Raw genomic sequence first — 24,712 nt, 5'->3', positions numbered from 1 at the left:
CCGGTGGCCGTTCATCTATGCGGGCATCAGCCAGAAGCCGGAGCAAACCCCCGGATCAGGTCGAACCCCTACACCACTTCCCTGGACGCAACCTCATGGCGACAGACGCCGTCTGGCTGAGCGCTTCAACCTGCATCTGATGGTAGGCCGTCAGTATGGGCGCTGCTGACTCGCTTTCTCTGTCCAGATGGCCTCGTTGTGCGGACTCGGCGTAGGTCATGAGCTGTCGATTCGGCAGAGTCAACACGGTGACTGGCAGATCAAAAGGGCGATGCTCTGCCATGCCGAACGGGGCTACCTGAAGCGTGGTGTTCGGCATCCTGGCGAACTCAAGCAACCTGTCAAGCTGAGGGTCCATGACGGCAGTTCCGCCAACGGGTCGGCGGAGACAACTTTCATCTAGCACGGCCAAGATCATGGGCGGACGTGGGCGGGCAATCGCCGCTTGCCGCTTGGCGATGAGAGAGACCCGTTCATCGGCTTCGTCCTGTGTGATCGCCCCACGCATGACAGCGCCCTTGGCAAGTGCGGATGCGTATTCCGGGGTCTGGAGCAGACCAGGAACCACACCTACTTCGTACAGGCGGATCTCTACTGCGCGGCCTTCGTGATCCACAAACTCAGGGAAGCCCTCCAGTAGTGCACTGCCCCGGGTTGCACGACACTGCCGTTCCAACTGGTCACCCGTACCGAGTGCCTTGTCAGCACTTGTCGCAAAGCGCAGAGTTGGAGGACGCCGACCAGTTTCCACAGCTGAAATGTGCGTGCCAGTGCACCCCATCCGCCTGCCTAGCTCGTCCTGAGTCCAGCCGCGTTCATCCCGCAACATGCGTAAACGCTGCCCGAACCGCGCGCTCGGCGATTCCTCGGGGTCTAACTCTTTACGGTTCACCATCCGGGTAGCCAACTCTCCATTCAAGTGGCGCAAGTTGAAGACATGCCGACTGTAGGTCACGCTGCTGCTTCCCGGTAGTGGAATCACTACGGAGAGGAGCAGTCGTGGCAGAGCAACGCCTGACCCCGCCCGTACACCTTGGCCTCCCCACCTCCGCGCCGAAGCCTGCGGCGGAGTGTGACATCTGTCAGGCGCTGGTGCATGAGCGGCAGTTGGCAGAGGCGCGGGGCAACAAGACCAAGGTTGTTGACCTGAACCTCGAACTCAGGAGCCACCCGAAGCATGAGGGGCAGCGATGACTGCCAACGCACGCACAGACAGCCGGGCGGCACTGGAAACGCTTCACGATCTTCGATGTGCCTTCGCTGACGCGCAGATGAGGCTGCCCGAGATGATGCTCGCCGAGACGGCCGACGGGGACATCCGGATCAACCTTGGCCGTGTGGGGGTCGGGACAGCGGCGCGCCTGGTCCGCATCGTGAACGATCGCAAGCGGGTACGGCGACGGCGCGTGCGAGCCACGTTGTACGGCTGGGGTGTCGGCAGCCTCCTCGCGCTGTGCGCAGGGCCGGCCCTTCTCGTCGTTGCGGTCATCGTCCTGACGAATTCATGAACTCCCGCTTCCTGGCCCCTGGGGTGACGCCACGCCAGGGAGCGGGTCACAACCCCCGGCTTGGTCATGGCCGGGCGCGTTCCTCGCGGAGAGCCCTAACACCCCCCCGTCGGCTCCCGTCTCTTCCGCAGCAAGCGGGGACGAAGTGGGGAGCGCGAAGCGGTCGCCCGATGTGAGCGGTCACCGGGCGACCGTCCAAGCCCCCGTCCCCTTGCTGGATGTCCTTGCCGATGCTGCCCGCTCGAAAGAGCCGGCAAGGGGGCGGGCATGGAAAGGAAGATTATGTCAGTTCAGGAACTCCTGAATCTAATTGCCCCTCGCGCTGGAAACGTTGATTCCGACAGCTGTATTCAGTGCGCCAAGCTTCGCAAGGAAATACGCGAGGCACTCAGAAGTCAAAATCTGAACGCCGTTGAGGCAACTGCCGAAGCAATGCACGCACACATGAAGTATGGACACCCGAAGGGCAGCCGGAAAATCCGGAGTGAGCTGCCAGGGCCGGACCCCAAGATTTCGTTCTAACGCATCGACCAACTATAGGGGAACGTATGAGCGGGCAACAAGCGATCACCACAGCGGTTTATGTCGCTGCGGGCGGAGATCGATACCACGAGGCTCAAGACTGTGTGGCGCTGGGCAGACACAAGGCCCCGAGCGTGCATGTCGTATCGCTCACAAAAGCGGTGCGGGCACGCAAGACGCCGTGTCGGTTCTGCTCCAACCGTTCCTGAAATCACCTGAACCCCCGGCTTCCTGTGGCCGGGCGCGCTCTTCGCGGTGAGGCCCCATGACCCCCGTTGGCCCCAGTCCCTCTCTACATGCTCAAGGGACGAAGTGGGGAGCGCGAAGCGGTCGCCCGATGTGAGCGGTCACCGGGCGACCGCCAATGACTCCCGCCCCCTTCCGGACGCTCCTGCCGATGCTGCCTGCCCGCAGATCCCGGTAGGGGGCGGGGTTCCATCCGATCTACAAGTGAGAGGTAGTGCGTTGAACCACCCGCCATGCGAGAACCCCCAGTGCCCCATCTGTAGGGGCGGATGGCAGCCGACGGCCCGATAACCAAAGATTCCTGTCCCGGCTGACTGTCTCTAGAGCTCCAGTCAGCCGGGACGGGGCCCCAGCCGGCTAACTGGCCGTGCGCTGCCCCTGTGGCTTCCCCTGCTGGGGTGCTGCGGGGGCGGCTGTCGTTCCTGTGCTGGTTCTGCTTGGCGCCTATGCCCTCTTGACGACCTGTCCCGACAGGGTGATGGTCGTGCAATCAGGCGCAATCGCATCGACAGGGGAGGAAGGTATGCAGCTACGTTTCTTAGGGATCATCCCGAACACCCCCGTTGACGACTCTCCAACCATCTGGCTGGACCAAGACAGCGGAGACCTGCTGATCCAGTCCTATAAGGCCACGGATGACGAGGTTGCAGCGTGCCAGGAGATCGGTTCGATTCCCGGCCACTCCACAGACGTGCCGGATCACGAGACGATCATCCGGCTTCCGGCCGTCATGCTGAAGTACATCCCCGGACCGGAGGACGGAGACGGTGAAGTACCCCGTACGTGAAGGACTCGCCAAGGCACAGCACTCGGCGGTACACCTGGAGATGCGCGACATCTACACCCCGGATGATCCGGAGTTCGCACGCTGGCGTTCAGGGCATCGGTACGACAACGACCCAACGAAACTGCCGGACTATTGGTCGTCGTGGGGTGACCTGGCCGCCGAGACGACGGCGCGCGGAGTCGTCATGCGGCGGGCTCGGATCGTCTCGGAGCCGGTGACGGACTACATCAAGTATGAGCATGACATGACGTTCGCCAACGTTGCAGCGGGGGAGCTGGTCCGGTGGTTGCCCCGCCGCAAGGCCGCGGACATCCCCCTGCCCGGAACTGACCTGTGGATGTTCGACGCTTCGTCCGTGCTGTTCACCTACTTCTCCGGTACTGGCGAAGTAGTTGACCGAGAGTGGCGCACTGAACCAGCCGTCACGGAGTTGGTGAGTTCGGCATTCGAAGCGGTGTGGGAGCGAGCTACACCGCACGAGGAGTACAAGCTCGTCTGACCCATGGCAGTCTCGTCATCGTCCAGTGTCCAGGCAGCCCGGCAGGTACTTGCAGACCGCCTTCGCGAGATCTGCCGGGACGCCGGCCTGGAAGGCAAACAGCTAGCTGCGGCATGCGGCTGGCACCCGTCCAAGGTGTCGCGAATCGCCACCGCCAAGACCGCACCATCCGCTGACGACGTCCTGGCTTGGTGCCAGGCATGCAGCGCGGAGGACCAGGCGCAGGACCTCATAGCCTCTCTGCGGGCCGTTGAGGGCATGTGGGTTGAGTGGCGCCGGATGGAGCGGACGGGCCTCAAACGCGCTCAGGAAGAGCGGTTGCCGCTGTTCAAGCGCACCCGGTGGTTCCGGTGCTACTCGTCATGGCTGATGCCTGGCTTGCTCCAGACCCACGGCTACACGGAAGACGTGCTGCGCGCAGTTCAGCGAAGACGCGTAGCGATCGATGACGTGGCCGATGCAGTGGCCGCCCGCATGGACCGTCAGCGGGTCCTGTACGAGGGACAAAGGCGCTTCGCCTTCCTCATGGAAGAGTCAGTGCTGACCAACGCGCTGGGCACCGCCGATACGCAGATGGAACAGCTCGAACGCCTGCTGACGGTCAGCGCGCTGCCCAACGTAAGCGTCGGGGTGGTGCCGGCGAAGCTTGGCCGCACGCGCATGCCGGTGGAAGGCTTCTGGATCTTCGACAAGACGCAAGTCAACGTTGAGCTGGTGTCCGGCTACCTCACGCTCACGCAGCCCAGCGAGGTGTCCATGTACGCGGATGCGTTCTCCACCATGGCTGACATGGCGGTCTACGGCCCGAAGGCTCGGGCGCTGATCACAGCAGCCATGGACTCTCTTAGGTGATCGCCGTGCAATCGCGTGCAATCGGCTGGGAGTTGGAGCCCGCGGCTACCTAGCGTGTCGTCATCGAGACGACGTGCGAAGAACGGCGGAGAGCCATGAGCAGCCCGATTCGGTACAGCCAACCCCCTGTGGAACTGCCCCTGGATGACTGGCTGCTCGAAGGCACTCCGGTGCCCGGCTGCAAGCAGTGCGACGCCTCGCGTGACAGGCGGAGTGGGGCGCTGACGCGGAAGGACTGGCGGGCGGCCTGCGCCGCTGCCCGGGACATCCGCTGTCACACGCAACGCCACTGACACAAGACTCCCGCCCCGGCGGCGGAAACCCTGGACAGGTTATCGCCGGGGCGGGTGGCCCAACCGCAGGAACCCTGCGGAACGTTCGGGCCGTGCCTTCGACGGTACGGCGGTGCGGCCCCTCGCGAAAGAGGAGGTTGGTAGATGAGTGCCTTAGCCGTCGAGACGTATGCGACGCGTTTGCCCGATGCCGAAGGCTGGCGCGGAGTCCCGTTCCGGCACCCCGCCGACATGGAGGCGGACGGCGGCAAGCACGACGGAGGCCCCATGCCCCCGGAGGCCCCGCGCGAGCCGCAGCCGCAGGGCGGGGGCGGTAAGTAATCCCCGCGCCGGCAACGCTCGTGCAGAAGTAGGGGCAAGCCGCTACACGTAAGGTTGCGCAGTTACCGGACCCGCCAGCCCTCCGCTGGCGGGTCCTCATTGCTTTCGAGGACTGCGCAGTTTCTGATGCGCGGGCGGCACACTCTCACGCGCTCGGGGCGGAATCTCCCGGCTTCTGCTCGGCTGCGTACGTGCCACGGCCCGACACTGCGTACACAAGCCCCTCGTCGGCAAGCGCGGCAATCGCCCGGCGGACGGTCGGGCGAGAAAGGCCGTACTCGTCGGCGAGGGCGTTCTCGCTGGTGATGGCCCGATTAGGTTTCCAGTCCCCCCGCGCCAACCGTGCACGCAAGATCCCCGCGAGCTGCTGAAACGGCGCCTCTGGCGCGTCGCGCTCCACCTGGTCATCCGGCCCGTACTCCATAAGCCGAAGGTATCCGGCCGGCCACACCTCGACACCACCTGACAGGTCCATACAGCCCTTTACAGGCCTTTACAGGTAGGTCTATGGTCAGCCATGAAAAGACCCCCGCGACCTTGCCGGGTCCGGGGGCATGGCCCATCAGCTTTAGGGAGCTGACGAACGTGACCGACCTTATCCTGCGCGCCCTTTTATGGGTGCTGTGTCTGTTGCTGCCCGCTCGCGGCCGCCACAGCATGCTGCATCCTGCCGCCCCCTCTGTTCCTGAATCAGAGCCGAACCCCGTGAACCCGTGGAACAAGCCGTGGGCCGGTCCGAGCGCGAAGCAAGTACGGGCTATCTTCCGGGACGAGGAGACGTTACGGCTCTCGCCCGTCCAGCGTGAGCGGCGCTGGGCAGCTGAGTTCGCCGCCTTGGGCGTGGACTACGCATACCGGTACCCCGGTGACCAGTTCGCGGCTGTAGCGCAACGGGCAGAGCGCCCCGCATCCCCCGTTGCCTCGATGTTGATCGAATACCTCGACGATGAAGAGATGATCGGTATCCGCCCCTGGCCTCCCCAATGGCGTGCCGCTGCCTGAGCTCGTCGGCCAAGCCCCGTCTGGTACCCGGACGGGGCTTTGTCGTTGGGTCCCGCGGCATCCGCCATCTGACTTCGCCGCGGCGCCCGGCGGATCAACGGCCTGTCCAGATGGCCAGTCTCCGACTGGGCGGCACGGCATCACACGCTGAGTGGCCCGTTCGGGCGCCGGGGGAGCTGGCGCACCCGCGCCATGGCCGCGCCCGCCGCGGGATCGGCACTGAATCAAGCCGAAGCGCCGCACACAGTAGCTGCTGCGACGCCGGGCACAGAGGGCGGTGGCGCACTCCGTCGGGGCGCGGCGCAGGCCCGGTGAGCTGGGACGAAGCGCCTGTGGGGCACGGTCTTCGCGGTACGTATCCAGTACACATTCAGTACGGACGAGGCCGGGAAGGGGTGTGATCCCGAGTGATAGAGCGAGAGGCATTTACGCAGGTCAAACGGCCTGTGACCAGATTTCCGCAGGTGAGCCGCAGGGGTAAAACTCTCTTGTAAAGCGAAGGTCGTCGGTTCGAATCCGACAGGGGGCTCTGAGCGTAACTCGCTGACCTGGGGTTTTCCCGGGAGAGGCGCTCTATTCGGCCTCGGACTCCTTGTCCGGGGCCGTTTGCGTGCGTGGTGTGTGCGTGGACGGGGCGCCGGGGCCGTGGGGTGTCCGCCCCGCTTCGGGGCCGACCGGACGTGCGCGGTGGAGTTCGATGGGGTGCGGTCCCGAGGCGCTCGTGCCTGTCTGCCGGATCGCGGAATGTGATCGCGCCAGTCCTTGGCGTTCCGCTACGGTCCGGGCATGTTCGTTGTCACAGTGACCTACACGGCGCCACTGGATGAAGTGGACCAGTGGAGACCAGCCCACGGCGACTGGCTGAATCAGCTCATATCGCGACGCTTGCTCTTGGTGGCCGGGCGTCAGGTGCCTCTGGTCGGTGGTGTCTACCTTGCACCCCGGATGCCCGCCGAAGACCTTGACCGCCTTCTCGCCACCGATCCGTATGTCCTCAACGGCGTCGCCGCGCACACCGTCGTGGAGTTCACCCCGCTACTGGTCGCGACAGGCTTGGAGGGCCTCAAGTACCAGGAGTGAGTGGACCCTCCGGGCCGTGAATGGAACGTGTTGTCCGGCGGCGGTGGAGGCAGGCTCTGAGGCAGGAACGTGCCGGCCATGGCCTGGGTGGAGATCACGGTTGGTGGAACGTCACTTCCGGGAACTGCTGTGATGGTCCGTCCAGCAGGGGAGCATTCCGTCCCCGCAGGTGTGCATCGACGAATGTGGCGATGTAGGTGCGGGTGAGGGTGTCGACACGATCGCCGTCGAGTTTCTGGAGCGGAATTCCGAACTGCTTGGACAGCGTGGCCAGGTCGGTGAAGGACAGGTGTTCTGTCGAATCGATGGTCAACCACCGCTTCCAGTCGGTGAGTTGGGCCCAGGTCTTGTCCCAGGTGGAGTCGGGGCCGCCGGGTACATGGCTGGGCTTGCCCAGCATCAGGAAAGGTCGATCCACCGGCAGGTCGTTCTGGTACCGGAAATTGCCGTCCATATTGACCGCGGCCTTCACCCGCCTGTCCCGCAGCACGGACGGGATCGTACTGAAGCCCCCGGCCGAGTGTCCGACCATGGCGGTGCGGTTGGTGTCGATCAGGATGTCGCCCTTCCCTGCCCGGTGTTCGCCGGTGAGCTCATCGAGAACGAAAGAGACGTCCTTGGCGCGCGTGTCTCCCACCTTCTGGTCGTCAGGGGCGTCGCACACCAGGCAGGAGGTGGTGTGTCCGTCGGGGAACGAGATGCCGTTGGCCTCGTGGTTGTGTCCGATCGCGGCGACGGCGTAGCCGCGGCTGGCCAACTCCTCGGCCAGGCCCGTCAGCGTGGCGCGCGGCATTCCGTAACCCGGCGACAGAAGGGCCAGCGGCAGTCCGCCACGGGGTTTGACCGGATCGGCGTCGACGGTGGAATGGGTGGCCACTGTGGTCAGCGCATCCGGCGGCAGGGGTACTTCGCCGGCTTTCAGGTAGAGCTTGGACTCTTCGGCGGTCATATACGGCGCGGGTGTGCGCGAGGGCTTCTTGGCCGGATACCAGAGGGAGACCATCAGTTCCCGCTTCTCGTTCGGTACCCACGGATCGGCTCTGTCTTTGTCCACCAGGTGCAGGGTGGTGATGCCTATCCGGTTTTCGCCGGTGGGCTGGGGCAATGCGGGCGTGGTCCGGGGCGAGGACACGTTCGGGGTGCCGGGGTGAAGGGAGGCGGACCAGGAAACAGCAGGAGAAGGGGGAGGAGTGGAAGCAGTAGTGGAAGGAGTAGCGGAAGTAGTAGCCGAGGCCGTGGGCGGGGTGAGGAGAGTGAGTGCGGCTGACGCGGCGAGTAGGAGTATGCGCTTCATTGGATTCTTTCCATTGGTTGCTTTCTGGCGATGGTGATGGTGATGGCGGTGCCGATGGTGATGGCGTGCCGATGGGGGTGTGGTCAGCGGGGCGGGGTGACCAGGCCCATCTCATAGGCGGTGATCACGAGTTGGACCCGGTCCCGGGCGCCCAGCTTGGCGAGCAGCCGTGACACATGGGACTTGGCGGTGGACACCGTGATGAAGAGATCCTCCGCGATCTCGGTGTTCGACCGGCCGCGTCCGACCAGGGTCAGCACTTCCCGTTCCCGCCCGGTGATGCCCTCGACGGGGCGTGGGGAGCGCGCCGGGGCAGCGCCGGGGCGACGGACGAACTCCGCGATCAGACGGCGCGTCACACCCGGTGCGATCAGTGCGTCGCCGGCGGCGACCACGCGGATCGCCGCGAGGATGTCGTCCAGCGCCATGTCCTTGACCACGAAGCCGCTCGCGCCGGCCAGGAGCGCGCCGTAGACGTGGTCGTCCTCGTCGAAGGTGGTCAGGACGAGGACACGGGTGGCCGTCGGACCGGCCATGATCCGGCGGGTGGCCTCGATCCCGTCCATGCCGGGCATCCGGATGTCCATCACCACGACATCGGGACCGGTGTCCCTGGCCAGTTGGACCGCCTCGGTGCCGGTGGCGGCCTCGCCGACGACCTCCAGGTCGGGGTGATCGGCCATGATCACGCGCAGACCGGACCGCACCAACGGCTGGTCGTCGGCGAGTACCACCCGGACGGTCATCGGGCCCCGATTCCGACGGGTGCGGGCAGCGGCAGCCGGGCCAGGACGCGGAAGCCGCCCTCGGGTTGCGGCCCGGCGCTGAGGTGGCCGTCGAGCAGACAGACCCGCTCCCGCATGCCCACGAGGCCGAAGCCGTGGCCCGGGGCGGTCCCGGTGGCGCCGCGCCCGCCGTCGACGATCTCCACGGACAGCTCCTCGCTCCCGTAGTCGATGGCGACCCGGCAGCGCCCGGTGCCCGCATGGCGGACCACGTTGGTCAGCGCCTCCTGCACGATCCGGTAGGCGGACAGGTCGATGTCGGCCGGCACGGGACGCTGCTCACCACTGCGGCGCACGTCGACGCGTACCCCCGCGTCCGCAGTGGCCGCCGCCAGCCGTTCGATGTCCGCCAGACCCGGCGAGGGAGCGGGCGGTGCCTGCCCCGAGGTGCCGTCCAGGTCGGCCTGGCGGAGCGCCACCAGCGTGCGCCGAAGGCCTGACAGGGTCTCCCTGCTGGTGGCCTCGATGGCCCGCAATGCCTCGTGGGCCTCCGCGGGCTGCGTCCGGATGACCCGGCTGCCCACCCCGGCCTGGATGGCGATGATGCCGATGCTGTGCGCGACCATGTCGTGCAACTCCCGTGCGATCCGGAGCCGTTCGGCGGTCACCGCCTCGGCCACCTCCTGTGAACGCAGTGCCACCGCGTGCTCGCGGCGCTCGCGGCGCAGCAGGCCGACCGTGCAGGACGCGGCCGTCGCCAAGAGGGCGATCACGCCGTTGACGGTCAGGTTGTCCCCGTGTGCGAAGCCGCCGATCACCATGACCTGCACGGCGAGAGACACGGCCACGGCGACCGCCGCAGAGCGCCGCGTGCAGTGGGCGACGATGAAGCCCAGGACGAGGTCCACCGCCAGATACGACAGGAACTGGCCCTGGAACGACACCGATCGGTCCGCATGGGCGGAGCCGGTCGTGAGCACCACCACGGCGGTGGATCCGAAGAGCGTCATGGCCAGGGCCAGCAGCGGCACCCGTCGCAGCACACCGACGAGCAGGCTCACGGCCAGCAGCGACCCGACTGCGTGGACCGTGCCCGACGCCCGTGGCGCGCCGCCCACCAGCAGAACCAGCACGAAGATGTACAGGACACCCCCTGCCCAGGCCGTGATCTTCGTCCTCGTCATCGGCGAGGTGCCCGGCCGAGAGGGCGGTTGCGATGCGGAAAGTGCGGAAAACGCAGGCAGCGGAGTGGTTGGTGTGGCCTCCATGCCGCGAGACTAACCAGCCGCTGCCCGCCCCGACATCGGCCCGGGGACGTACGCCCACGGGCCAGTCCGCCCCCGCGATTGCGGCCCACGGCCCCATGCCCGCACGAGGGTCCTCCCGGCAGTGTGGGTGCCGTGATCGAAGTCAACGAACTCACCAAGCGCTACGGCGACAAGACCGCCGTCGACCAGCTGTCCTTCACCGTCCGGCCGGGCCAGGTCACCGGATTCCTCGGCCCCAACGGAGCCGGCAAGAGCACCACCTTGCGGATGATCCTCGGTCTGGACGCGCCCAACGACGGTGCCGCCACCGTCAGCGGCGTCCCCTTCCGCCACCACCCGCGCGGACTGCGGCACGTCGGCGCCCTCCTCGACGCCGGTCAGGTCCACGGCGGTCGAAGCGCCGCGGCCCACCTGTCCGCCCTGGCCCGCAGCAACGGCATCCCGCGGTGCCGGGTGGACGAGGTGCTTCAGGAGGTGGGACTGGCACAGGTGGCGACCCGCCGCATCGGCGGATTCTCCCTCGGCATGAAGCAGCGGCTGGGCATCGCCACCGCCCTGCTCGGCGACCCGCCCGTGCTGATGTTCGACGAGCCGATCAACGGCATGGACCCGGAGGGCGTGCTCTGGGTACGTCGCCTCTTCCGGCGCCTGGCCGCCGAGGGACGCACGGTCTTCCTCTCCAGCCACCTGATGTCGGAGATGGAGAACACCGCCGACCAGCTCGTCGTCATCGGCCGGGGCCGGCTCATCGCCGCCGAGTCGGTACGGGACTTCGCGGCCCGCGGCACCCGTAGCACCGTCGTGGTGAGCACACCGCAGACCGCCGAGCTGGCAGCCGTGCTGACCGCGGAGGGCGCCTCGGTGGCGTCGGACGGCTCGGTCGACGCCGAGAGGCTCGCCGTGACCGGGCTCGCGGCGGACCGGATCGGAGCGCTCGCCTTCGAAAACCGGATCCGGCTCGACGAACTGACCACCCGCACCGCCTCACTGGAGGCGGCCTTCATGGAACTCACCGCCGACAGCGCCGAATACCAGGCAGGACAGCCCCGATGACCACACTCGCCTCCGTCCCCCCGACCACGTCGGCCGCGCTCGTCGCCGGGCCGCCCGCCCGCTTCCGCGACCTGCTCGGCTCCGAGTGGATCAAGATGCGGTCCCTGCGCTCCACCCCGTGGACGATCGCCTTCACCGTGTTGTTCGTCATCGGCTCCGCCGCCGTGGCCACGTTGTCGGACCATGCCGTCCGCTCCGGTCCCGCCGCCTTCCTGGCCCACGACGCCTACCCGCCGGCCGGCTCCTGGATGCTGATACTCGTCGCCAGCAGCATGGGCGCCCTCGCCATGGTGAGCGAGTACAGCAGCGGCCTGATCCGCACCACCACCGTGGCCGTGCCCGCCCGCGGCTCGGTGGTGCTGGCCAAGGCGGCCGTCACCGCCGTGCTGTGGACCGCGGTCGGCACGGCCGCCTCCGCCGGTTCCTTCCTGGTCTCCCAGGCCATCCTGAACGGGCGCCACTTCGGCGTTACCCTCACCCACCCCGGGGTGTTCCGGGCGATGTCGGCAACCGCGTTGCTGGCCCCGGTCTGCGCGCTGGTCGGTCTGGGACTCGGCGTTCTGCTGCGGCACGCCGCCGCGACCGTGATCACCGGCGTCTTCGCCCTGCTGATGCTGCCCACCATGTTCTCGGACAGCAATCGCTGGTCGGCGGACATCAAGCACGCACTGGTGTCGGCCGCCTGGAATCGCCTGGTCCAGAACTGGGAGCCGGACCCCGGATCCCTGGGCTACACCGCCACGGTCCCCGGCTCCTGGATCGTGTTCGCGCTCTGGCCGCTGGTCGCCGTCGCACTCGCGGTGGTCGTGGTGCGGCGCCGCGATGTGTGATGGTGCCTCTCTACGTGTCGCTGGACGTGTCTTCGGACGTGCCTCGCAACGTGTCCCTGGACGTGCCTCCAGGGGAGGCAGGTCGGGTGGGCACCTCCTAGCTAGGAGGCCACGGATGTGCTGTGGTCCTTCGAGGCGACCGATGTGCTGTGGCCCTTCCCGTGGCCTGCGACGGTCAGGGTGCACCTGCCGTCCTCGCAGGAGCGCTTCAGGCGGCCCCGGGAGATGGTCTGCATCAGCCCGACCGTCCAGCACATCGGGCACCCGCGCAACGCGAGCAGCCCGGCCGGCAGGAGCACCAGGCTGACCGGCCCGACGGCCGGTATGAGTGCGAACGAGCCGATCAGCGCGCCGAATCCCAGCGCGCCGCGGACCAGGTGCCGGGGCAGGGAGGCGCTTGAGAAGTCGGGACCTCCGGCCTTCGTTCCAGTCATCGTCTCCTCATTTCCGCATTTCCGCATTTCCTCGTCTCCGCATTTCCTCGTCTCCTCGTTTCCTCCAGGAGCTGCGTCAGGTGGCGCGGAGCGTGTGTTGGACCGCTGCGCGGGCTCGGTGCAGACGCGATTTCATCGCCGCCGTACTGAGGCCCAGCGCATCGGCGACCGTCCGTCCGCTGTGGCCCTGAATGTCGCGCATGATCAGCACCCGGCGCTGGTCGGGTGGCAGGGCGGCGACCGCCGCCGCCACCCTGCTCGATTCCAGGCGTCGCAGCGCCTCGTCCTCGGCCGAGTCCACGGTCGGGTCCACCGCTGAGCCCACCGCCGAGCCGACGGCCGGGCCCACCGCCGAGCCCACGGCCGTGGGCGGCAACGGCGGGTGGTCCCGCAGCATCGTCCGTGCGCGCCGTAGACACTCGTTGCGGACGATCCGGAACATCCATGACGCCAGTGCGCCGGAGGCCCGCAGCATCCCGATCTTGCGGTACAGGATGATCAAGGCTTCCTGCGCCGCGTCCTCGGCGTCCTCCGGGGTCGCGCAGAGGGAGTGGGCGAAGCGCTGCACGTTCGGGTGTGAGCCCGACACCAACGCGGCGATCGCCTCGACGTCACCGCTCTGCGCGGCCACGATCAGCTGTTCGCCGGGCCAGGCCGCGTCAGCCACGCTCACCCCGCCTGCGCTTCAGGACGAACACGCACGTGCAGAGCAGCACCACGCCCACCGCGATACCGGCACCAAGGATCACGACAACCTCCAGGTCCTGTACCGACGTTCGTCGGTACAGGTATAAGAGGCGCGGGCTGCGCGAAAGGATTCGGCCTGCGACGGCCGGATCGCCGAAGGCGGGCCCCGAGGGGTTCCCGGCCCGGAATCGCGGCTTCACCGCAAGGGGTGGCTCGGGCCGGCGCCGGTGCCGGCTCTGCGTTCTGCGCGCGGGCCGGTCCTCCCGAGGGAGCAGGTCGGGGCCGAAGAGCCGCTTCGGGCGGCACTGGAGGGGTGAAAGGGGGCGGCAGCAGACGGGTTCTGACAGCCTGCAGGGGGGTTCGTCGGCGTAGGTTCACCGGCATGGTGACTTCGATGACCCACGAGGACTATGAGCGGCGGATGGAGCGGGCCGGCCGGGCCGCCGCAGTGGCCGGGCTGGCCGGGCTGGTCGTGACGCCGGGCCCTGATCTGGTGTGGCTGTGCGGCTATACGCCGCCGGCGGCCACCGAGCGGTTGACCGCCCTGGTGGTCGAGCCGGGGCGGCGGTCGCGGCTGCTGGTGCCCGTATTGGAGCAGCCGGACGCGGAGTGCGCCGCGGGGGCCGGGGCGGTGGAGGTGTCCGGATGGAGCGACGGCTCGAACCCGTACGCGCAGGTTGCCAAATGGCTGGCTCCTGAGGGGCGTTACGGGGTGTCCGACGGCACCTGGGCGCTGCACCTCCTGGGGCTACAGCGGTCGCTGCCCGGGAGCGGGTACGCCGCGCTGACGGAGGTGCTGCCGATGCTGCGCGCCGTCAAGGACGCCCATGAAGTGGCTCGGCTGGCCGCGGCCGGGGCCGCCGCGGACGCCACGTACGAGGAGATCCTGGGCGTGCGGTTCGCCGGGCGCCGGGAGTCCGAGGTCGCGGCGGACCTGACGCGGCTGCTGCTGTCGCACGGGCACAGCCAGGTGGACTTCACGGTGGTCGGGTCGGGGCCCAACGGTGCCAATCCGCACCACGAGGCGGGGGAGCGGGTCATCCAGGAGGGCGACATGGTGGTGCTCGACTTCGGTGGCCTGAAGGACGGGTACGGGTCGGACACCACGCGGACGGTGCACGTCGGGGAGCCAGGGGCCGAGGAGCGCAAGGTGCACGACATCGTGCGGGAGGCGCAGCAGGCGGCGTTCGAGGCGGTGCGGCCGGGCGTCGCGTGCCAGGACATCGACCGGGTGGCCCGACGGGTGATCAAGGCCGCGGGGTACGGCGAGTACTTCATCCACCGGACCGGGCACGGCATCGGGGTGACCACGCACGAGCCGCCGTACCTGGTGGAGGGCGAACATCTGCCGCTGGTACCGGGGATGTGCTTCTCGATCGAACCGGGGATCTACCTGCCGGGGCGCTTCGGGGTGCGGATCGAGGACATCGTGACGTGCACGGAGTCGGGCGGGCGGCGGCTGAACGAGACGGGGCGGGAGCTGGCCGTGGTGCGGTGAGCGCCTGTGGGTGGCCGCCTGCGATCACTTGTGGGCGGCCGTCTGTGGGCGACTGCCCATGGGCGGCCGTCTGCGAGTGGTTGCCTATGGGCGGCCGTCTGTGAGTGGCTGCCCATGGGCGGTCTTCCGTGAGCGGCCGCCCATGGGCGGTCTTCCGGGAGCGGCCGCCCGTAGGGGCGCGGTCCGTCCGCCCCGCCCCTCCTCGTCTCGGGCGCCGCTACGGCGCCAGCACCACCTTGCCCATCGTGCCCCGCGACTCAAGTGCCCGGTGCGCGGCCGCGGCCTCGGCCAGCGGGAAGGACTGCACCCACGGTACGAGCCGGCCGGCCGCGGCCTCCGCGAGCGCCGCGGTCTCCAGGGTGCGGATCGGGTTCTCGCCGCCCGCCTTGGCCAGCATGGCCGGGCCGAGCACCTGCCGGGACGTGATGCCGCGGGCCGCCAGCTCGTCCTCGGTGAACTCCAGCGGGCCGCCGGTCAGCAGCCCCCCGGAGGACCAGCCGAAGACCAGATGGCGGCCTCCCCGGGCGAGGAGGTCGACGGCCGCGCGGCCGGGCACGCCGCCGACCGAGTCGAAGACGATCGTGGCGCCCGGTGCGCCACGGCCGTCGAGGAACGCACGGACCAGCGCCGGCCAGTCGTCGTCGGTGTAGTCGACGGCCAGGTCGGCGCCCAGTTCGCGGACCCGTGCCACCTTGGCTGCGCCGCCGGCCAGGCCGATGACCGTGGCGCCGATGTTCCCGGCGTGCTGGACGAGCAGGGAGCCGATGCCGCCGGCGGCCGCGGGGACGAGGGCGATGTCGTCGGCGGTGAGCTCGGCGAGGCCCAGGATGCCCATGGTGGTGCGGCCGGTGCCGATCATGGCGACCGCCTGGCCGGCGTCCAGGCCCTCCGGGATCGGGTGCAGCCGGTCGGCGGCGACGACGGCCAGTTCGGCGTAGCCGCCCGGTGCCGCGCCGAGGTGGGCGACCACGCGCCGGCCCAGCCAGGCGGGGTCGGTGCCGGCGCCGAGCGCCTCGACGGTGCCGGCGACCTCGCGGCCGGGCACGGTCGGCAGCTCGGGGAGCGGTAGGGGGCCGCCGGGTCGGCCCTCGCGCAGCGCGGTGTCCAGGAGGTGGACGCCGGCGGCGGCGACGGCGATACGGACCTCGCCGGGACCGGGTACGGGGTCCTCGACGGTCTCGTGGCGGAGGTGCTCGGCGGGGCCGAAGGCGTGCAGCCGTATCGCGTGCATGGCGGTGTCTCCCGAGGAGTGAGGAGTGAGGAGCTGGGAGTTGGGGGTTGGGGGTTGGGAGTTAGGGGTTGGGACATGGGACAAGCGGTGCGCTTCGCCGCCACTCTGTTACCTCAAGCTTGGTTGAGGTCAATTCGCGAGCGACTTCGGTTCGTTTCGATTCGAGGGCGACTTCGGTTCGTCGCGCGGCTTCTGGGCGTGCGGAGCCGCCGCGCGGGGATCGGTCGGAGCCTGGCCGGGCCCGTGCGGGATCGGGTGGGGAGCTGTGGCGGCATTCGGCGGGGATCGGGTGTTTTCGCAGGTCAGGGTGGATTGTCAGTGGGGTGCTGCACGATGGGTGATGTCGGCGCGGAAAGCGGACCGCTCCCGCGCACGGCACTCGTACGGCAGTCGTGCGGTAGTCGTGCGCCTGTCGTACGGCACACGTACGGCAGGCGCACGGGACGCGTGTGGCACGAGGACGGAAGGCGGTGATCGCGTGGCGGGGCGCGGTACGGAGACGGTGCGGGCGGTGCGGCGGCCGCAGGTGCGGTTGCCGGAGCTGACGGCGCACGACGGCGGGGAGCTGGAGGTCGAGGGGGACTACGACGGGCTGGAGTTCGCGGAGGAGGACTGGGCGGGGCAGTCGGCGCGCGGCGCGCGGTTCATGGATTGCGCGGTGCGGCGATGCGCGCTGGACGAGACGGTGCTCAGCCGGGCGCGGTTCATCGACAGCGTGCTGAGCGGGGTGCGCGGGGTCGGCACGGATCTGTCCCAGGCGTCGCTGCGCGATGTGGAGGTGTCGGACGCCCGGCTGGGCGGGGTGCAGCTGCACGGTGCGGTGCTGGAGCGGGTCGTGGTGCGCGGCGGGAAGATCGACTTCCCGAATCTGCGGGGGGCGAAGCTGCGGGACGTCGCCTTCGAGGGGTGTGTGCTGGTTGAGGCGGATTTCGCGGGTGCGGAGCTGGAGCGGGTCACGTTCGAGGACTGCACCCTGGCCCGGATGGACTTCTCCGACGTGCGGATGAAGGACGTCGACCTGCGGGGCGCGGCCGCGGTGGACATCGCGCGGGGGATCGACCGGTTGTCGGGCGCGGTGATCAGCCCGGCCCAGCTGCTGGATCTGGCACCGGCGTTCGCGGCACAGATAGGCGTACGGGTGGAGTGAGGCCGGGCCCGCTCGGCCGGGTCTCGGCCTCACTCCACCCGTACCACCGGTCAGACGCGGGGGAAGCGGGCCTGGAGGTTCCAGATGGCGGGGTTGTCGGCGAGGCCGTCGTGCATATCGGTGAGGTCGGAGATCAGGTCGTGCAGGAAGTCGCGGGCCTCACGGCGCAGCGCGGCGTGGTTGAAGGTGAGCGGGGCCTCGTCGGCCGGCATCCAGTCGGCGTCGATGTCCACCCACCCGAAGCGGCGCTCGAAGAGCATCCGGTCGCTGGACTCGGTGAAGTCCAGCTCGGCGTGGATCGGTCGGGCCGAGCGGTTGCCACGGGGGTCGGTGTCGAGCTGCTCGACGATGTCGCACAGCGCCCAGGCGAAGTCGAGGACGGGCACCCAGCCCCACGCCGTGGACAGCTCACGGTCGGCCTTGGTGTCGGCGATGTAGACGTCGCCGCAGAAGAGGTCGTGCCGCAGTGCGTGGACGTCCGCCGTCCGGTAGTCCGTCTGTGGCGGGTCCGGGAAGCGGCGGGAGAGGGAGTAGCCGAGGTCGATCACGTCTTGATGGTGTCACGCCATGGCGCCACGCCGGTGCGGCGGGCGGTCGTCGGTGCCACGCCGATGCGGTTCAAGCTGATGCGGTTCAAGGCGATGCGGTTCACGGGGGCGGTTCAGGAGAGGGGCGGCGTCCTACACCGGGCGCGGTGAGGGCGATGGTGCCGTCAGGGCGACGGTGCTGTCAGGGCAGCAGTCGTTGCTCCTTGGCGACGGAGACGGCACCGGCGCGGGTGTCCACGCCGAGCTTGTCGTAGATGCGGCCCAGGTGCGTCTTGACGGTGGCCTCGCTGATGAAGAGGGCGCGGGCGATCTCGCGGTTGCTCAGCCCACGTGCCAGCTGGCCGAGGATGTCGAGCTCCCGGTCGGTGAGCGTGGGCCGGGGGCTGCGCATCTGGGCCAGGACGCGATGGGCGACCGGCGCGGAGAGCGTGGTGCGGCCCTCGGCGGCGGCGTGGATCGCGGAGAACAGCTCCTCCGGCCGCTCGGCCTTGAGCAGGTATCCGGTGGCACCGGCCTCGATGGCACGGGTGATGTCGGCATCGGTGTCGTACGTGGTCAGGACGAGTACACGGGGGGCGGGCAGCGGGGCCAGGGAGGACGCACCGTCGTTCGGCGCCGCGGACCCCGGGGCGTCGTCTTCCGGGAGCCTGGCAGACTCGGCGTGCCCGGCAGCCCCGGCGTGCCCGGCCCGTCCGGCGTGCCCGGCCCGTCCGGCGTGCCCGGCGGGCCCCGCGTGCTCGGCGCGTCCGGCGCGTCCGGTGTGCCCGGCGAGCGCGACGATGCGGCGGGTGGCTTCGATGCCGTCGATGCCCGAGCCGAGCTGAAGGTCCATCAGGACGACATCGGGGCGGAGTTGGGCGGCCTGTGCCACGGCCTCCTCACCGCTGCCGGCCTCCCCGACGACCTCGATGCCGGGGGCGCTGCTGAGCAGGGCGAGCAGCCCGGCGCGGACGACGACGTGGTCGTCGCAGAGCAGAACGCGTACGGGGGTGTGCGGCGGCTCGCCGGCGGACGGGGTCATGGGGTGCGCTCCAGGGGGACGGCGGCGGACAGGACGGTGCCCTCGCCCGGCGCGGATTCCAAGGTGAGGGTGCCGCCGAGCTGCCGCATCCGGGCGTGCATGGCGGGCAGGCCGTGTCCACGTACCCGCCCGGAGGCGGCGGACGCGGCGGACGCGGCGGACGCGGCCGGGGCGGTCCGGGTGGCCGGGTTCGGTGGCGGGGTGAAGCCGCGGCCGTCGTCGGCGATGTCGAGGACGATCTGGTCGCCGAGGTAGCTGAGGGTCAGGGTGCAGGTGGTGGCGGCGGCGTGCTCGCGGACGTTGGCGAGCGCGCCCTGGGCGATCCGCAGCAGCGCGGACTGCACCCGGTCGGGGAGCGGCGCGGGCGTACCGTCCAGATGGAACCGGACCCGCAGACCCCCGGAGCCGCGCCCGCCCTGGCCGCGGTCGCGGTGCCCGTGCGTGCTGTGCTCGTGCGCGCTGTGCTCATGCGTGCTGTGCTCATGCGTGCTGTGCCCGTGCCTGCCGTGCCCGCGCTCGCCGTGCCCGCGGTCACCGACCCCCTCCGTACCACGCACGGTACGTCCGCCCCTCGCGCCGTCGGCTCCCATGCCTTCGCCTCTCACGCCGTCGGCTCTCATACCGTCGTCCCCCGCGCCCCCGATGTCCGTGTGCCCCTTGCCCGCGCCTCCGTTGTCCGTGCTCCCGGTCTCCGTCCCCGACTCGTCCGTACGGGTGGCGAGTTCGCGGAGCGCGTCCGGGAGCGAGGTGCCGTCGGCCAGGTCGGCGGGGGCGAGATCGTGGACGAAGCGGCGGGCCTCGGCGAGGTTGCGGGCGGTGATCTCCGTGGCGGTATGAACGTGGCCGCGGGCGGCAGCCGGGTCGGACTCCCAGATCCGGTCGGCGGCCTGCAACAGCATCTGCTGGCTGGACAGCCCCTGCGCCAGGGTGTCGTGGATCTCCATCGACAGCCGCTGCCGCTCGGCGAGCGTGCCCTCCCGCCGCTCGGTCGCGGCCAGCTCACGGCGGGTGCGGATCAGGTCCTCGATCAGCGTCCGCTGGCGGGCGGCCTGCCGCTCCGTATGGACGAACACGGCGGTGGCGAGCGCGGCGACGGCCGGCGGTGCCAGCAGCAGATTCGGGTCGAAGCCGGTGGACAGCCGCAGTTGGGCGACCACGACGAACACGGTCAGCAGGCCGACGAGCAGCGAGGCGGCGCCGGCCGGCAGGGTCCGCAGTCCGGTGTAGAACAGCGGCACCGCGCACCAGGCGAAGCTCGGTGCGAGCAGGACGAGGACGACCCAGGTCGCCACCACCGCCCCGAGCCAGAGCAGTCGGCGGGCGGTCGGCCGCCGCTCCAGGCGCGTACCGGTAAGGAGGGCCGGGCCGAGGGCCGGGCCGAGGACGTAGAGCAGCGCCAGGACGAGGCTGAGGGCGATGATCCAGGGGGTGCGGGGCTCACCGGGGTGCCGGAGCAGAAAGCGGGCGAGCGAGGCGGCGAGCAGCAGGAAGAACGCGACGTGCATGACGGGTCGCAGCCAGCGGGCGTCCGGGTCGGGGTCCCGGCGAGGGCCCCCGCCGGCGCCCGGGGCCGGGCCGGGGATCGCGTTCCGGCCGCGGGCCGGGTCCAGGTCGGGGACCGGGGCCAGGTGGGCGCCCCGTGGCGGGGGGTCCGTCGGCTGGGGCTGCTGGGTGGTGTGCACGTGGATCTCCTCGTCCGGGCGCTCCCGTGAGCCGGGCGCCGCACGGGGTGTCTCCCGGAAGCGGCACCCGCCCCTAGCCGTAACCCGTGGTGATGACCTCGTAGTCGTAACCCGGGTGGGGAGCGGCCCGCATCAGCCGATCGGCCGATACCGCTATCCCCCATCATGCACGCCGATCCCGGCCGGAACGCCGACGCCGGCGGGCCCGTGCCGATTCCACGATGGGGACATGAACCCGATCACGAAGAAGCTCTCGTTCCGCGCCCGGATCGTCACCGGGGCCGCCGCGTGCGCCCTGCTCGGCGCGGGCACCCTCGGCGCGGTCTCCGCGACCGCCGCCCCCGCCACGACTCCCTCCGCGTCGACCGCCACCGGTACGCCGACCGCTGCCACCGCAGGCAAGGACGTCACCCGCACCACCACCCACCTCACCCTCGACGCCGCCACCAAGGCCGCGCGCGCCGCCCTGGACGCCGCGAAGAAGGCGGGCCAGCGGGTCTCGGTCGCCGTCGTGGACCGCAACGGCAGCACACTGGTCCAGCTGCGGGGCGACGGCGCCGGCCCGCAGTCGTACGAGTCGGCCGTGAAGAAGGCGTACACCGCGGTCTCCTGGAACGCCCCCACCTCGGAGCTGGTCAAGCGCCTCGACCAGGTGCCCACGCTCAAGGACATCCCCGGCACGCTCTTCCTCGCGGGCGGCGTTCCGGTCCAGGCCGAGGGCGCACCGATCGCCGCCATCGGTGTCGCGGGAGCTCCCAGCGGCGCTCTCGACGAGCAGTTCGCGCAGGCCGGCGCGGAATCGCTCGGCAGCTGACCGCTCGACGAGTCGCCGCTCGACGAGTTCACCGCTCCCACGTCAGCCCCTGCTCCGGCCCCCGCCCGCCGGTCGCTACGGCAGCGTCAGCACCCGCGGTCCGTCCTCCGTCACCGCCACCGTGTGCTCGAAGTGGGCGGCGCGGCTGCCGTCCACGGTGCGCAGGGTCCAGCCGTCGCCGTCGGCGTAGTAGTCGTTCCCGCCGCCGGCCAGGAACATCGGCTCGATGGCGATGACCAGCCCGTGGCGCAGCACCATGCCGCGGTGCGGGCGGCCGTCGTTGGGAACCCCCGGGTCCTCGTGCATCGAGCGGCCGATGCCGTGTCCGCCGAAGTCGTCGGGGATGCCGTAGCCGGCGGCGCGTCCGACGCTGCCGATCGCATGGGAGACGTCCCCGATCCGGGCGCCGACGACGGCCGCCGCGATGCCCGCCTCCAGCGCGCGCCGGGTGGTGTCCATCAGCCGTTGGTCCTCGGGGCGCGGCGTGCCGACGGTGAAGCTGACCGCCGCGTCGCCGGCCCAGCCGTCCACGACCGCGCCGCAGTCGATGCTCACCAGGTCGCCGTCGCGCAGTCGGGAGGCGTCCGGGATGCCGTGCACGATCGCGTCGTTGACGGAGACGCAGAGGACGGCGGGGAACGGGGTGGGGGCGAAGGACGGGCGGTAGCCGAGGAACGGCGAGGTGGCGCCGGCCTCGTGCAGGACCGTACGGGCGACCTCGTCCAGGTCCAGCAGCCGCACCCCGGGGGCGGCCGCCGCCCGCGCGGCGGCCAGTGCATCGGCGACGACCCGGCCGGCCACCCGCATCGCGTCCAGCGCCGCATCCGTCTTGATCTCCACCATGAAGAACGCCCTCCCCGGGCTGCCAGCGGTATTTGTATACCGGTATTTGTTTACCGGTATTAGTATCACGGGCATGGTGCGAACTCCACTGACCCCCTGGGAACGGGAACGCGGTGAGCGACTCGGCGCGCTGCTGCGTACCGCGCGCGGCGAGCGGAGCATGGTCGAGGTCGCGGCGGCGGCGGGGCTGTCCGCCGAGACGCTGCGCAAGATCGAGACCGGGCGGGCGCCGACGCCGGCTTTCTTCACGGTCGCCGCGCTCGCCGGCACGCTGGGGCTCTCGCTGGACGAGGTGGCGGCGCTGGCCACACCACCGGAGGCGACGAGCGAGGGTGCGGTCGCCTGAGGCCACGATGATCGGCGCGGTCGCCCGAGGTGCTCGGGCAGTACCTCCCCGGAACGCGCCGAGGGCCGGCCCCCCCGAACAGGGGCCGGCCCTCCATGCGCTCCAGGCGCTGGTCTCAGGGAGCCTGAGACGCGTCCGATGCTGATGCTCAGACGTTCACGCCGAAGTCCTGGGCGATACCGCGCAGGCCGGAGGCGTAACCCTGGCCAACGGCGCGGAACTTCCACTCCGTGCCGTTGCGGTACAGCTCGCCGAAGACCATGGCGGTCTCGGTGGCCGCGTCCTCGCTGAGGTCGTAGCGGGCGACCTCGGCGCCGCCGGCCTGGTTGATGATGCGGATGAAGGCGTTCCGCACCTGGCCGAAGTTCTGGCTGCGGTTCTCCGCGTCGTAGATCGAGACCGGGAAGACGATCTTGTCGACGTCGGCCGGCAGGGCCGCCAGGTTGACGTTGATCTGCTCGTCGTCGCCGTCGCCCTGGCCGGTGACGTTGTCGCCGGTGTGGACGATCGACTGGTCCGGCGTGGACTTGTTGTTGAAGAAGATGAAGTGCTGGTCCGAGTAGACCTTGCCGCTCGGGTTGACCGCGATGGCGCTCGCGTCGAGGTCGAAGTCCGTGCCGGTGGTGGTGCGGACGTCCCAGCCGAGGCCGACCGTGACGGCGGTCAGTCCCGGTGCCTCCTTGGTGAGCGAGACGTTGCCGCCCTTGGACAGGCTTACAGCCATGGGGATGTCCCTTTCGTTGTCACGCGTCGAGTCGTCGTCGGGCTTCGTACGGCGTGCGACTGCATACGACGTACTGCGCACGAAGCTACCGTCACCCTCCACAACGCCGAGAGGGCGCCGCCAGGTTCCAGCGGCCTTTACTTTCTTTACCGAATCCTGATGCCGAGTTCTGATGCCGAATCCTGATACCCGATCCTGATGCCCAATCCTGGTACCGAATCCCGGTACCGAACCTGATGTCGAGTCCTGATGCATGCCGGATCCCGATGCCGGATCCCGATGTCGGGTCGCGTCTCCGAGGGCGCGCCGAAAAGAGGGTGACGGTGCTCCGAAAAGCGCGAGACCATAGGGCCATGTCCGGGCCCTATGTCATTCGCGGTTCGGTCGTCCTTCCAGAGGCCGAGCTCGTATGGCGTTTCTCGCGGTCCTCGGGTCCGGGCGGCCAGCACGTCAACACCAGCGACAGCAACGTCGAGCTGCGCCTCGACCTCGTCAAGACCGAGGCGCTGCCGCCGGTGTGGAAGGAGCGCGCCCTGGAGCGGCTGGCCGGCCGACTGGTCGACGGCGTGTTGTCCGTACGCGCCTCCGACCACCGCTCCCAGTGGCGCAACCGCGAGACCGCGGCCGTACGGATGGCGGCGCTGCTGGCCGAGGCCACCGCTCCGCCGCCCAAGCCGCGCCGCAAGGCACGGATCCCACGGGGCATCAATGAGCGGCGGCTGCGGGAGAAGAAGCAGCGCGGCGAGACCAAGCGCGGCCGCTCGGGCCGCGACTGGGGCTGATGGGGTCCGACTCACCCCAACTGCCGGTACCTCCCCCGGAAGTAGGTCAGCGGGCCGTCGTCCTGATTGGGGATCGACGTCGCGAGGACGCGGCCGATGACGAGCGTGTGGTCGCCGGCCAGCACCCGCTGCTCCGTGCGGCACTCCAGTGTCGCCAGGGCGCCCTCGATGAGCGGGGCACCGGACGCTTCGCCCCGTACGTGCGCAATGTCCTCGAAGAGCAGTCGGTCGCTGATGCGGCCCTTCATTGCGAATCGTCCGGCGACCTGACGCTGATGGCCGGACAGCACCGACACGGCCCACAGCGGCTGCGCCGCCAGGAGGTCGTCCATTCGTGAGTCGTTGCGAACGCTCACCATCACGAGCGGCGGATCGAGGGATACGGAGAGGAACGCCGTGGCGGTCATGCCGACGTCCTCACCGCGCGGCCCGGCCTCCGGGTCGTGGGCGGTGATCAGCACCACGCCGGCGGCGAGGCGGGACAGGGCGGCGCGGAACTCGTCGTCACTCACCCCAACAGAATGCGGGATCGGCGCCCCGCCCGGCACGGATGTCAGGGCTACGACGGGCGCGGCGGTAACGGTGGGGCCGGTGGCTGCCGCCTCGGCAGGGGTTTTCGTGAACACGCCACGAACGCTAACTTCAGCCGCCCCCTGCTCGCATCGGGCCCTGGGA

General features: G+C 69.7%; 29 protein-coding genes. 15 read left to right on the top strand and 14 right to left on the bottom strand.

Translation table 11 applies throughout. From position 1 onward, the window contains the following. Positions 1-55: 55 nt before the first annotated feature. A complete protein-coding gene (locus tag AB0C96_RS31695; RefSeq protein ID WP_362922175.1) occupies positions 56-895 on the bottom strand; it encodes a helix-turn-helix transcriptional regulator in 840 nt (279 codons plus the stop codon). Positions 896-999: 104 nt separating this feature from the next. Between AB0C96_RS31695 and AB0C96_RS31690 the strand changes: the two genes are divergently transcribed. The 6 genes from AB0C96_RS31690 to AB0C96_RS31665 all read left to right on the top strand — a co-directional run bounded on the left by AB0C96_RS31690 (position 1,000) and on the right by AB0C96_RS31665 (position 5,028). Next, on the top strand, positions 1,000-1,194 hold the full coding sequence (locus tag AB0C96_RS31690; protein WP_362922156.1) for a hypothetical protein: 195 nt from the start codon (positions 1,000-1,002) through the stop codon (positions 1,192-1,194). Beyond that, complete coding sequence (locus AB0C96_RS31685; RefSeq protein WP_362922154.1) at positions 1,191-1,508, top strand: hypothetical protein; 318 nt, start codon at positions 1,191-1,193, stop codon at positions 1,506-1,508. Before AB0C96_RS31690 ends, AB0C96_RS31685 begins: the two co-directional genes overlap by 4 nt. Positions 1,509-2,799: 1,291 nt before the next feature. Beyond that, positions 2,800-3,063 carry a hypothetical protein gene (locus AB0C96_RS31680; protein ID WP_362922153.1) on the top strand — a complete coding sequence of 88 codons (264 nt, stop codon included), beginning with the start codon at positions 2,800-2,802 and terminating at the stop codon, positions 3,061-3,063. Next, positions 3,044-3,562: a DUF6879 family protein gene (locus AB0C96_RS31675; RefSeq protein ID WP_362922151.1), complete on the top strand. Its 519-nt coding sequence runs from the start codon at positions 3,044-3,046 to the stop codon at positions 3,560-3,562. Before AB0C96_RS31680 ends, AB0C96_RS31675 begins: the two co-directional genes overlap by 20 nt. Before the next feature lie 3 nt (positions 3,563-3,565). Then, the gene (locus tag AB0C96_RS31670) at positions 3,566-4,414 is read left to right on the top strand and encodes a helix-turn-helix transcriptional regulator (protein WP_362922150.1); all 849 of its coding nucleotides are present in this window, start codon (positions 3,566-3,568) and stop codon (positions 4,412-4,414) included. A 437-nt stretch (positions 4,415-4,851) separates the two neighbouring features. After that, positions 4,852-5,028, top strand: a complete 177-nt coding sequence (locus AB0C96_RS31665) for a hypothetical protein (RefSeq protein WP_362922148.1) — start codon at positions 4,852-4,854, stop codon at positions 5,026-5,028. Positions 5,029-5,173: 145 nt separating this feature from the next. Here the strand turns inward: AB0C96_RS31665 and AB0C96_RS31660 are convergent, their stop codons facing one another. Then, positions 5,174-5,452, bottom strand: coding sequence for a GntR family transcriptional regulator (locus AB0C96_RS31660; protein ID WP_362922146.1), 279 nt, complete (start codon positions 5,450-5,452; stop codon positions 5,174-5,176). A gap of 161 nt (positions 5,453-5,613) precedes the next feature. Here AB0C96_RS31660 and AB0C96_RS31655 point away from each other — a divergent pair, with 161 nt between their 5' ends. Together AB0C96_RS31655 and AB0C96_RS31650 are read left to right on the top strand one after the other, a co-directional pair. After that, the gene (locus AB0C96_RS31655) at positions 5,614-6,030 is read left to right on the top strand and encodes a hypothetical protein (RefSeq protein ID WP_362922144.1); all 417 of its coding nucleotides are present in this window, start codon (positions 5,614-5,616) and stop codon (positions 6,028-6,030) included. Positions 6,031-6,816: 786 nt separating this feature from the next. Then, entirely contained in the window at positions 6,817-7,110 is a 294-nt protein-coding gene (locus AB0C96_RS31650) for a YciI family protein (protein WP_362922143.1), read from the top strand. Positions 7,111-7,204: 94 nt separating this feature from the next. On the opposite strand, the gene AB0C96_RS31645 is transcribed toward AB0C96_RS31650, so the two are convergent. The 3 genes from AB0C96_RS31645 to AB0C96_RS31635 all read right to left on the bottom strand — a co-directional run bounded on the left by AB0C96_RS31645 (position 7,205) and on the right by AB0C96_RS31635 (position 10,313). Beyond that, positions 7,205-8,215, bottom strand: a complete 1,011-nt coding sequence (locus tag AB0C96_RS31645) for an alpha/beta hydrolase (RefSeq protein WP_362922141.1) — start codon at positions 8,213-8,215, stop codon at positions 7,205-7,207. Positions 8,216-8,487: 272 nt separating this feature from the next. After that, a complete protein-coding gene (locus AB0C96_RS31640) occupies positions 8,488-9,150 on the bottom strand; it encodes a response regulator transcription factor (RefSeq protein WP_362922139.1) in 663 nt (220 codons plus the stop codon). Further along, positions 9,147-10,313 carry a sensor histidine kinase gene (locus AB0C96_RS31635; protein WP_362922138.1) on the bottom strand — a complete coding sequence of 389 codons (1,167 nt, stop codon included), beginning with the start codon at positions 10,311-10,313 and terminating at the stop codon, positions 9,147-9,149. Before AB0C96_RS31635 ends, AB0C96_RS31640 begins: the two co-directional genes overlap by 4 nt. Before the next feature lie 216 nt (positions 10,314-10,529). Here AB0C96_RS31635 and AB0C96_RS31630 point away from each other — a divergent pair, with 216 nt between their 5' ends. Then, complete coding sequence (locus AB0C96_RS31630) at positions 10,530-11,450, top strand: ATP-binding cassette domain-containing protein (RefSeq protein ID WP_362922136.1); 921 nt, start codon at positions 10,530-10,532, stop codon at positions 11,448-11,450. Beyond that, entirely contained in the window at positions 11,447-12,280 is an 834-nt protein-coding gene (locus AB0C96_RS31625; RefSeq protein WP_362922134.1) for an ABC transporter permease, read from the top strand. Before AB0C96_RS31630 ends, AB0C96_RS31625 begins: the two co-directional genes overlap by 4 nt. 101 nt (positions 12,281-12,381) lie before the next feature. On the opposite strand, the gene AB0C96_RS31620 is transcribed toward AB0C96_RS31625, so the two are convergent. Both AB0C96_RS31620 and AB0C96_RS31615 read right to left on the bottom strand, forming a co-directional pair. After that, complete coding sequence (locus tag AB0C96_RS31620) at positions 12,382-12,714, bottom strand: hypothetical protein (protein WP_362922133.1); 333 nt, start codon at positions 12,712-12,714, stop codon at positions 12,382-12,384. Between the two features lie 76 nt (positions 12,715-12,790). After that, a complete protein-coding gene (locus AB0C96_RS31615) occupies positions 12,791-13,381 on the bottom strand; it encodes a sigma-70 family RNA polymerase sigma factor (RefSeq protein ID WP_362922173.1) in 591 nt (196 codons plus the stop codon). Between the two features lie 414 nt (positions 13,382-13,795). Here AB0C96_RS31615 and AB0C96_RS31610 point away from each other — a divergent pair, with 414 nt between their 5' ends. Continuing rightward, on the top strand, positions 13,796-14,899 hold the full coding sequence (locus AB0C96_RS31610) for an aminopeptidase P family protein (RefSeq protein WP_362922171.1): 1,104 nt from the start codon (positions 13,796-13,798) through the stop codon (positions 14,897-14,899). A 217-nt stretch (positions 14,900-15,116) separates the two neighbouring features. On the opposite strand, the gene AB0C96_RS31605 is transcribed toward AB0C96_RS31610, so the two are convergent. Next, on the bottom strand, positions 15,117-16,130 hold the full coding sequence (locus tag AB0C96_RS31605; RefSeq protein WP_362922131.1) for a zinc-binding dehydrogenase: 1,014 nt from the start codon (positions 16,128-16,130) through the stop codon (positions 15,117-15,119). 502 nt (positions 16,131-16,632) lie between these two features. On the opposite strand from AB0C96_RS31605, the gene AB0C96_RS31600 reads away from it, so the two are divergent. Then, positions 16,633-17,277, top strand: a complete 645-nt coding sequence (locus tag AB0C96_RS31600; RefSeq protein ID WP_362922170.1) for a pentapeptide repeat-containing protein — start codon at positions 16,633-16,635, stop codon at positions 17,275-17,277. Positions 17,278-17,327: 50 nt separating this feature from the next. Here AB0C96_RS31600 and AB0C96_RS31595 read toward each other — a convergent pair whose 3' ends face one another. The 3 genes from AB0C96_RS31595 to AB0C96_RS31585 form a co-directional block, all read right to left on the bottom strand. Continuing rightward, positions 17,328-17,825, bottom strand: coding sequence for a hypothetical protein (locus AB0C96_RS31595; protein ID WP_362922129.1), 498 nt, complete (start codon positions 17,823-17,825; stop codon positions 17,328-17,330). Positions 17,826-18,006: 181 nt separating this feature from the next. After that, a complete protein-coding gene (locus AB0C96_RS31590; protein ID WP_362922127.1) occupies positions 18,007-18,846 on the bottom strand; it encodes a response regulator transcription factor in 840 nt (279 codons plus the stop codon). After that, positions 18,843-20,528, bottom strand: a complete 1,686-nt coding sequence (locus tag AB0C96_RS31585; protein WP_362922126.1) for a histidine kinase — start codon at positions 20,526-20,528, stop codon at positions 18,843-18,845. Before AB0C96_RS31585 ends, AB0C96_RS31590 begins: the two co-directional genes overlap by 4 nt. A gap of 229 nt (positions 20,529-20,757) precedes the next feature. On the opposite strand from AB0C96_RS31585, the gene AB0C96_RS31580 reads away from it, so the two are divergent. Further along, the gene (locus AB0C96_RS31580) at positions 20,758-21,342 is read left to right on the top strand and encodes a heme-binding protein (RefSeq protein ID WP_362922124.1); all 585 of its coding nucleotides are present in this window, start codon (positions 20,758-20,760) and stop codon (positions 21,340-21,342) included. Between the two features lie 75 nt (positions 21,343-21,417). Here AB0C96_RS31580 and map read toward each other — a convergent pair whose 3' ends face one another. Continuing rightward, positions 21,418-22,185 (bottom strand): type I methionyl aminopeptidase, encoded by a 768-nt coding sequence (gene map, locus AB0C96_RS31575; protein ID WP_362922123.1) that lies wholly within the window; start codon positions 22,183-22,185, stop codon positions 21,418-21,420. Positions 22,186-22,258: 73 nt separating this feature from the next. Here map and AB0C96_RS31570 point away from each other — a divergent pair, with 73 nt between their 5' ends. Next, a complete protein-coding gene (locus tag AB0C96_RS31570) occupies positions 22,259-22,531 on the top strand; it encodes a helix-turn-helix transcriptional regulator (RefSeq protein ID WP_362922121.1) in 273 nt (90 codons plus the stop codon). Between the two features lie 148 nt (positions 22,532-22,679). Here AB0C96_RS31570 and AB0C96_RS31565 read toward each other — a convergent pair whose 3' ends face one another. After that, entirely contained in the window at positions 22,680-23,255 is a 576-nt protein-coding gene (locus AB0C96_RS31565) for a TerD family protein (protein WP_362922119.1), read from the bottom strand. A gap of 353 nt (positions 23,256-23,608) precedes the next feature. On the opposite strand from AB0C96_RS31565, the gene arfB reads away from it, so the two are divergent. After that, complete coding sequence (arfB, locus tag AB0C96_RS31560) at positions 23,609-24,037, top strand: alternative ribosome rescue aminoacyl-tRNA hydrolase ArfB (RefSeq protein WP_362922117.1); 429 nt, start codon at positions 23,609-23,611, stop codon at positions 24,035-24,037. Positions 24,038-24,048: 11 nt separating this feature from the next. Here arfB and AB0C96_RS31555 read toward each other — a convergent pair whose 3' ends face one another. Next, positions 24,049-24,594 carry a flavin reductase family protein gene (locus tag AB0C96_RS31555; RefSeq protein WP_362922168.1) on the bottom strand — a complete coding sequence of 182 codons (546 nt, stop codon included), beginning with the start codon at positions 24,592-24,594 and terminating at the stop codon, positions 24,049-24,051. Positions 24,595-24,712: the final 118 nt, after the last annotated feature.

Origin of the sequence: Streptomyces sp. NPDC048506 (assembly GCF_040651315.1) — a bacterium.
GTDB lineage: Bacteria > Actinomycetota > Actinomycetes > Streptomycetales > Streptomycetaceae > Streptomyces.
The sequence above is the reverse complement of the archived record's forward strand: the minus strand, read 5'-3'. Positions and strand labels throughout refer to the sequence as shown.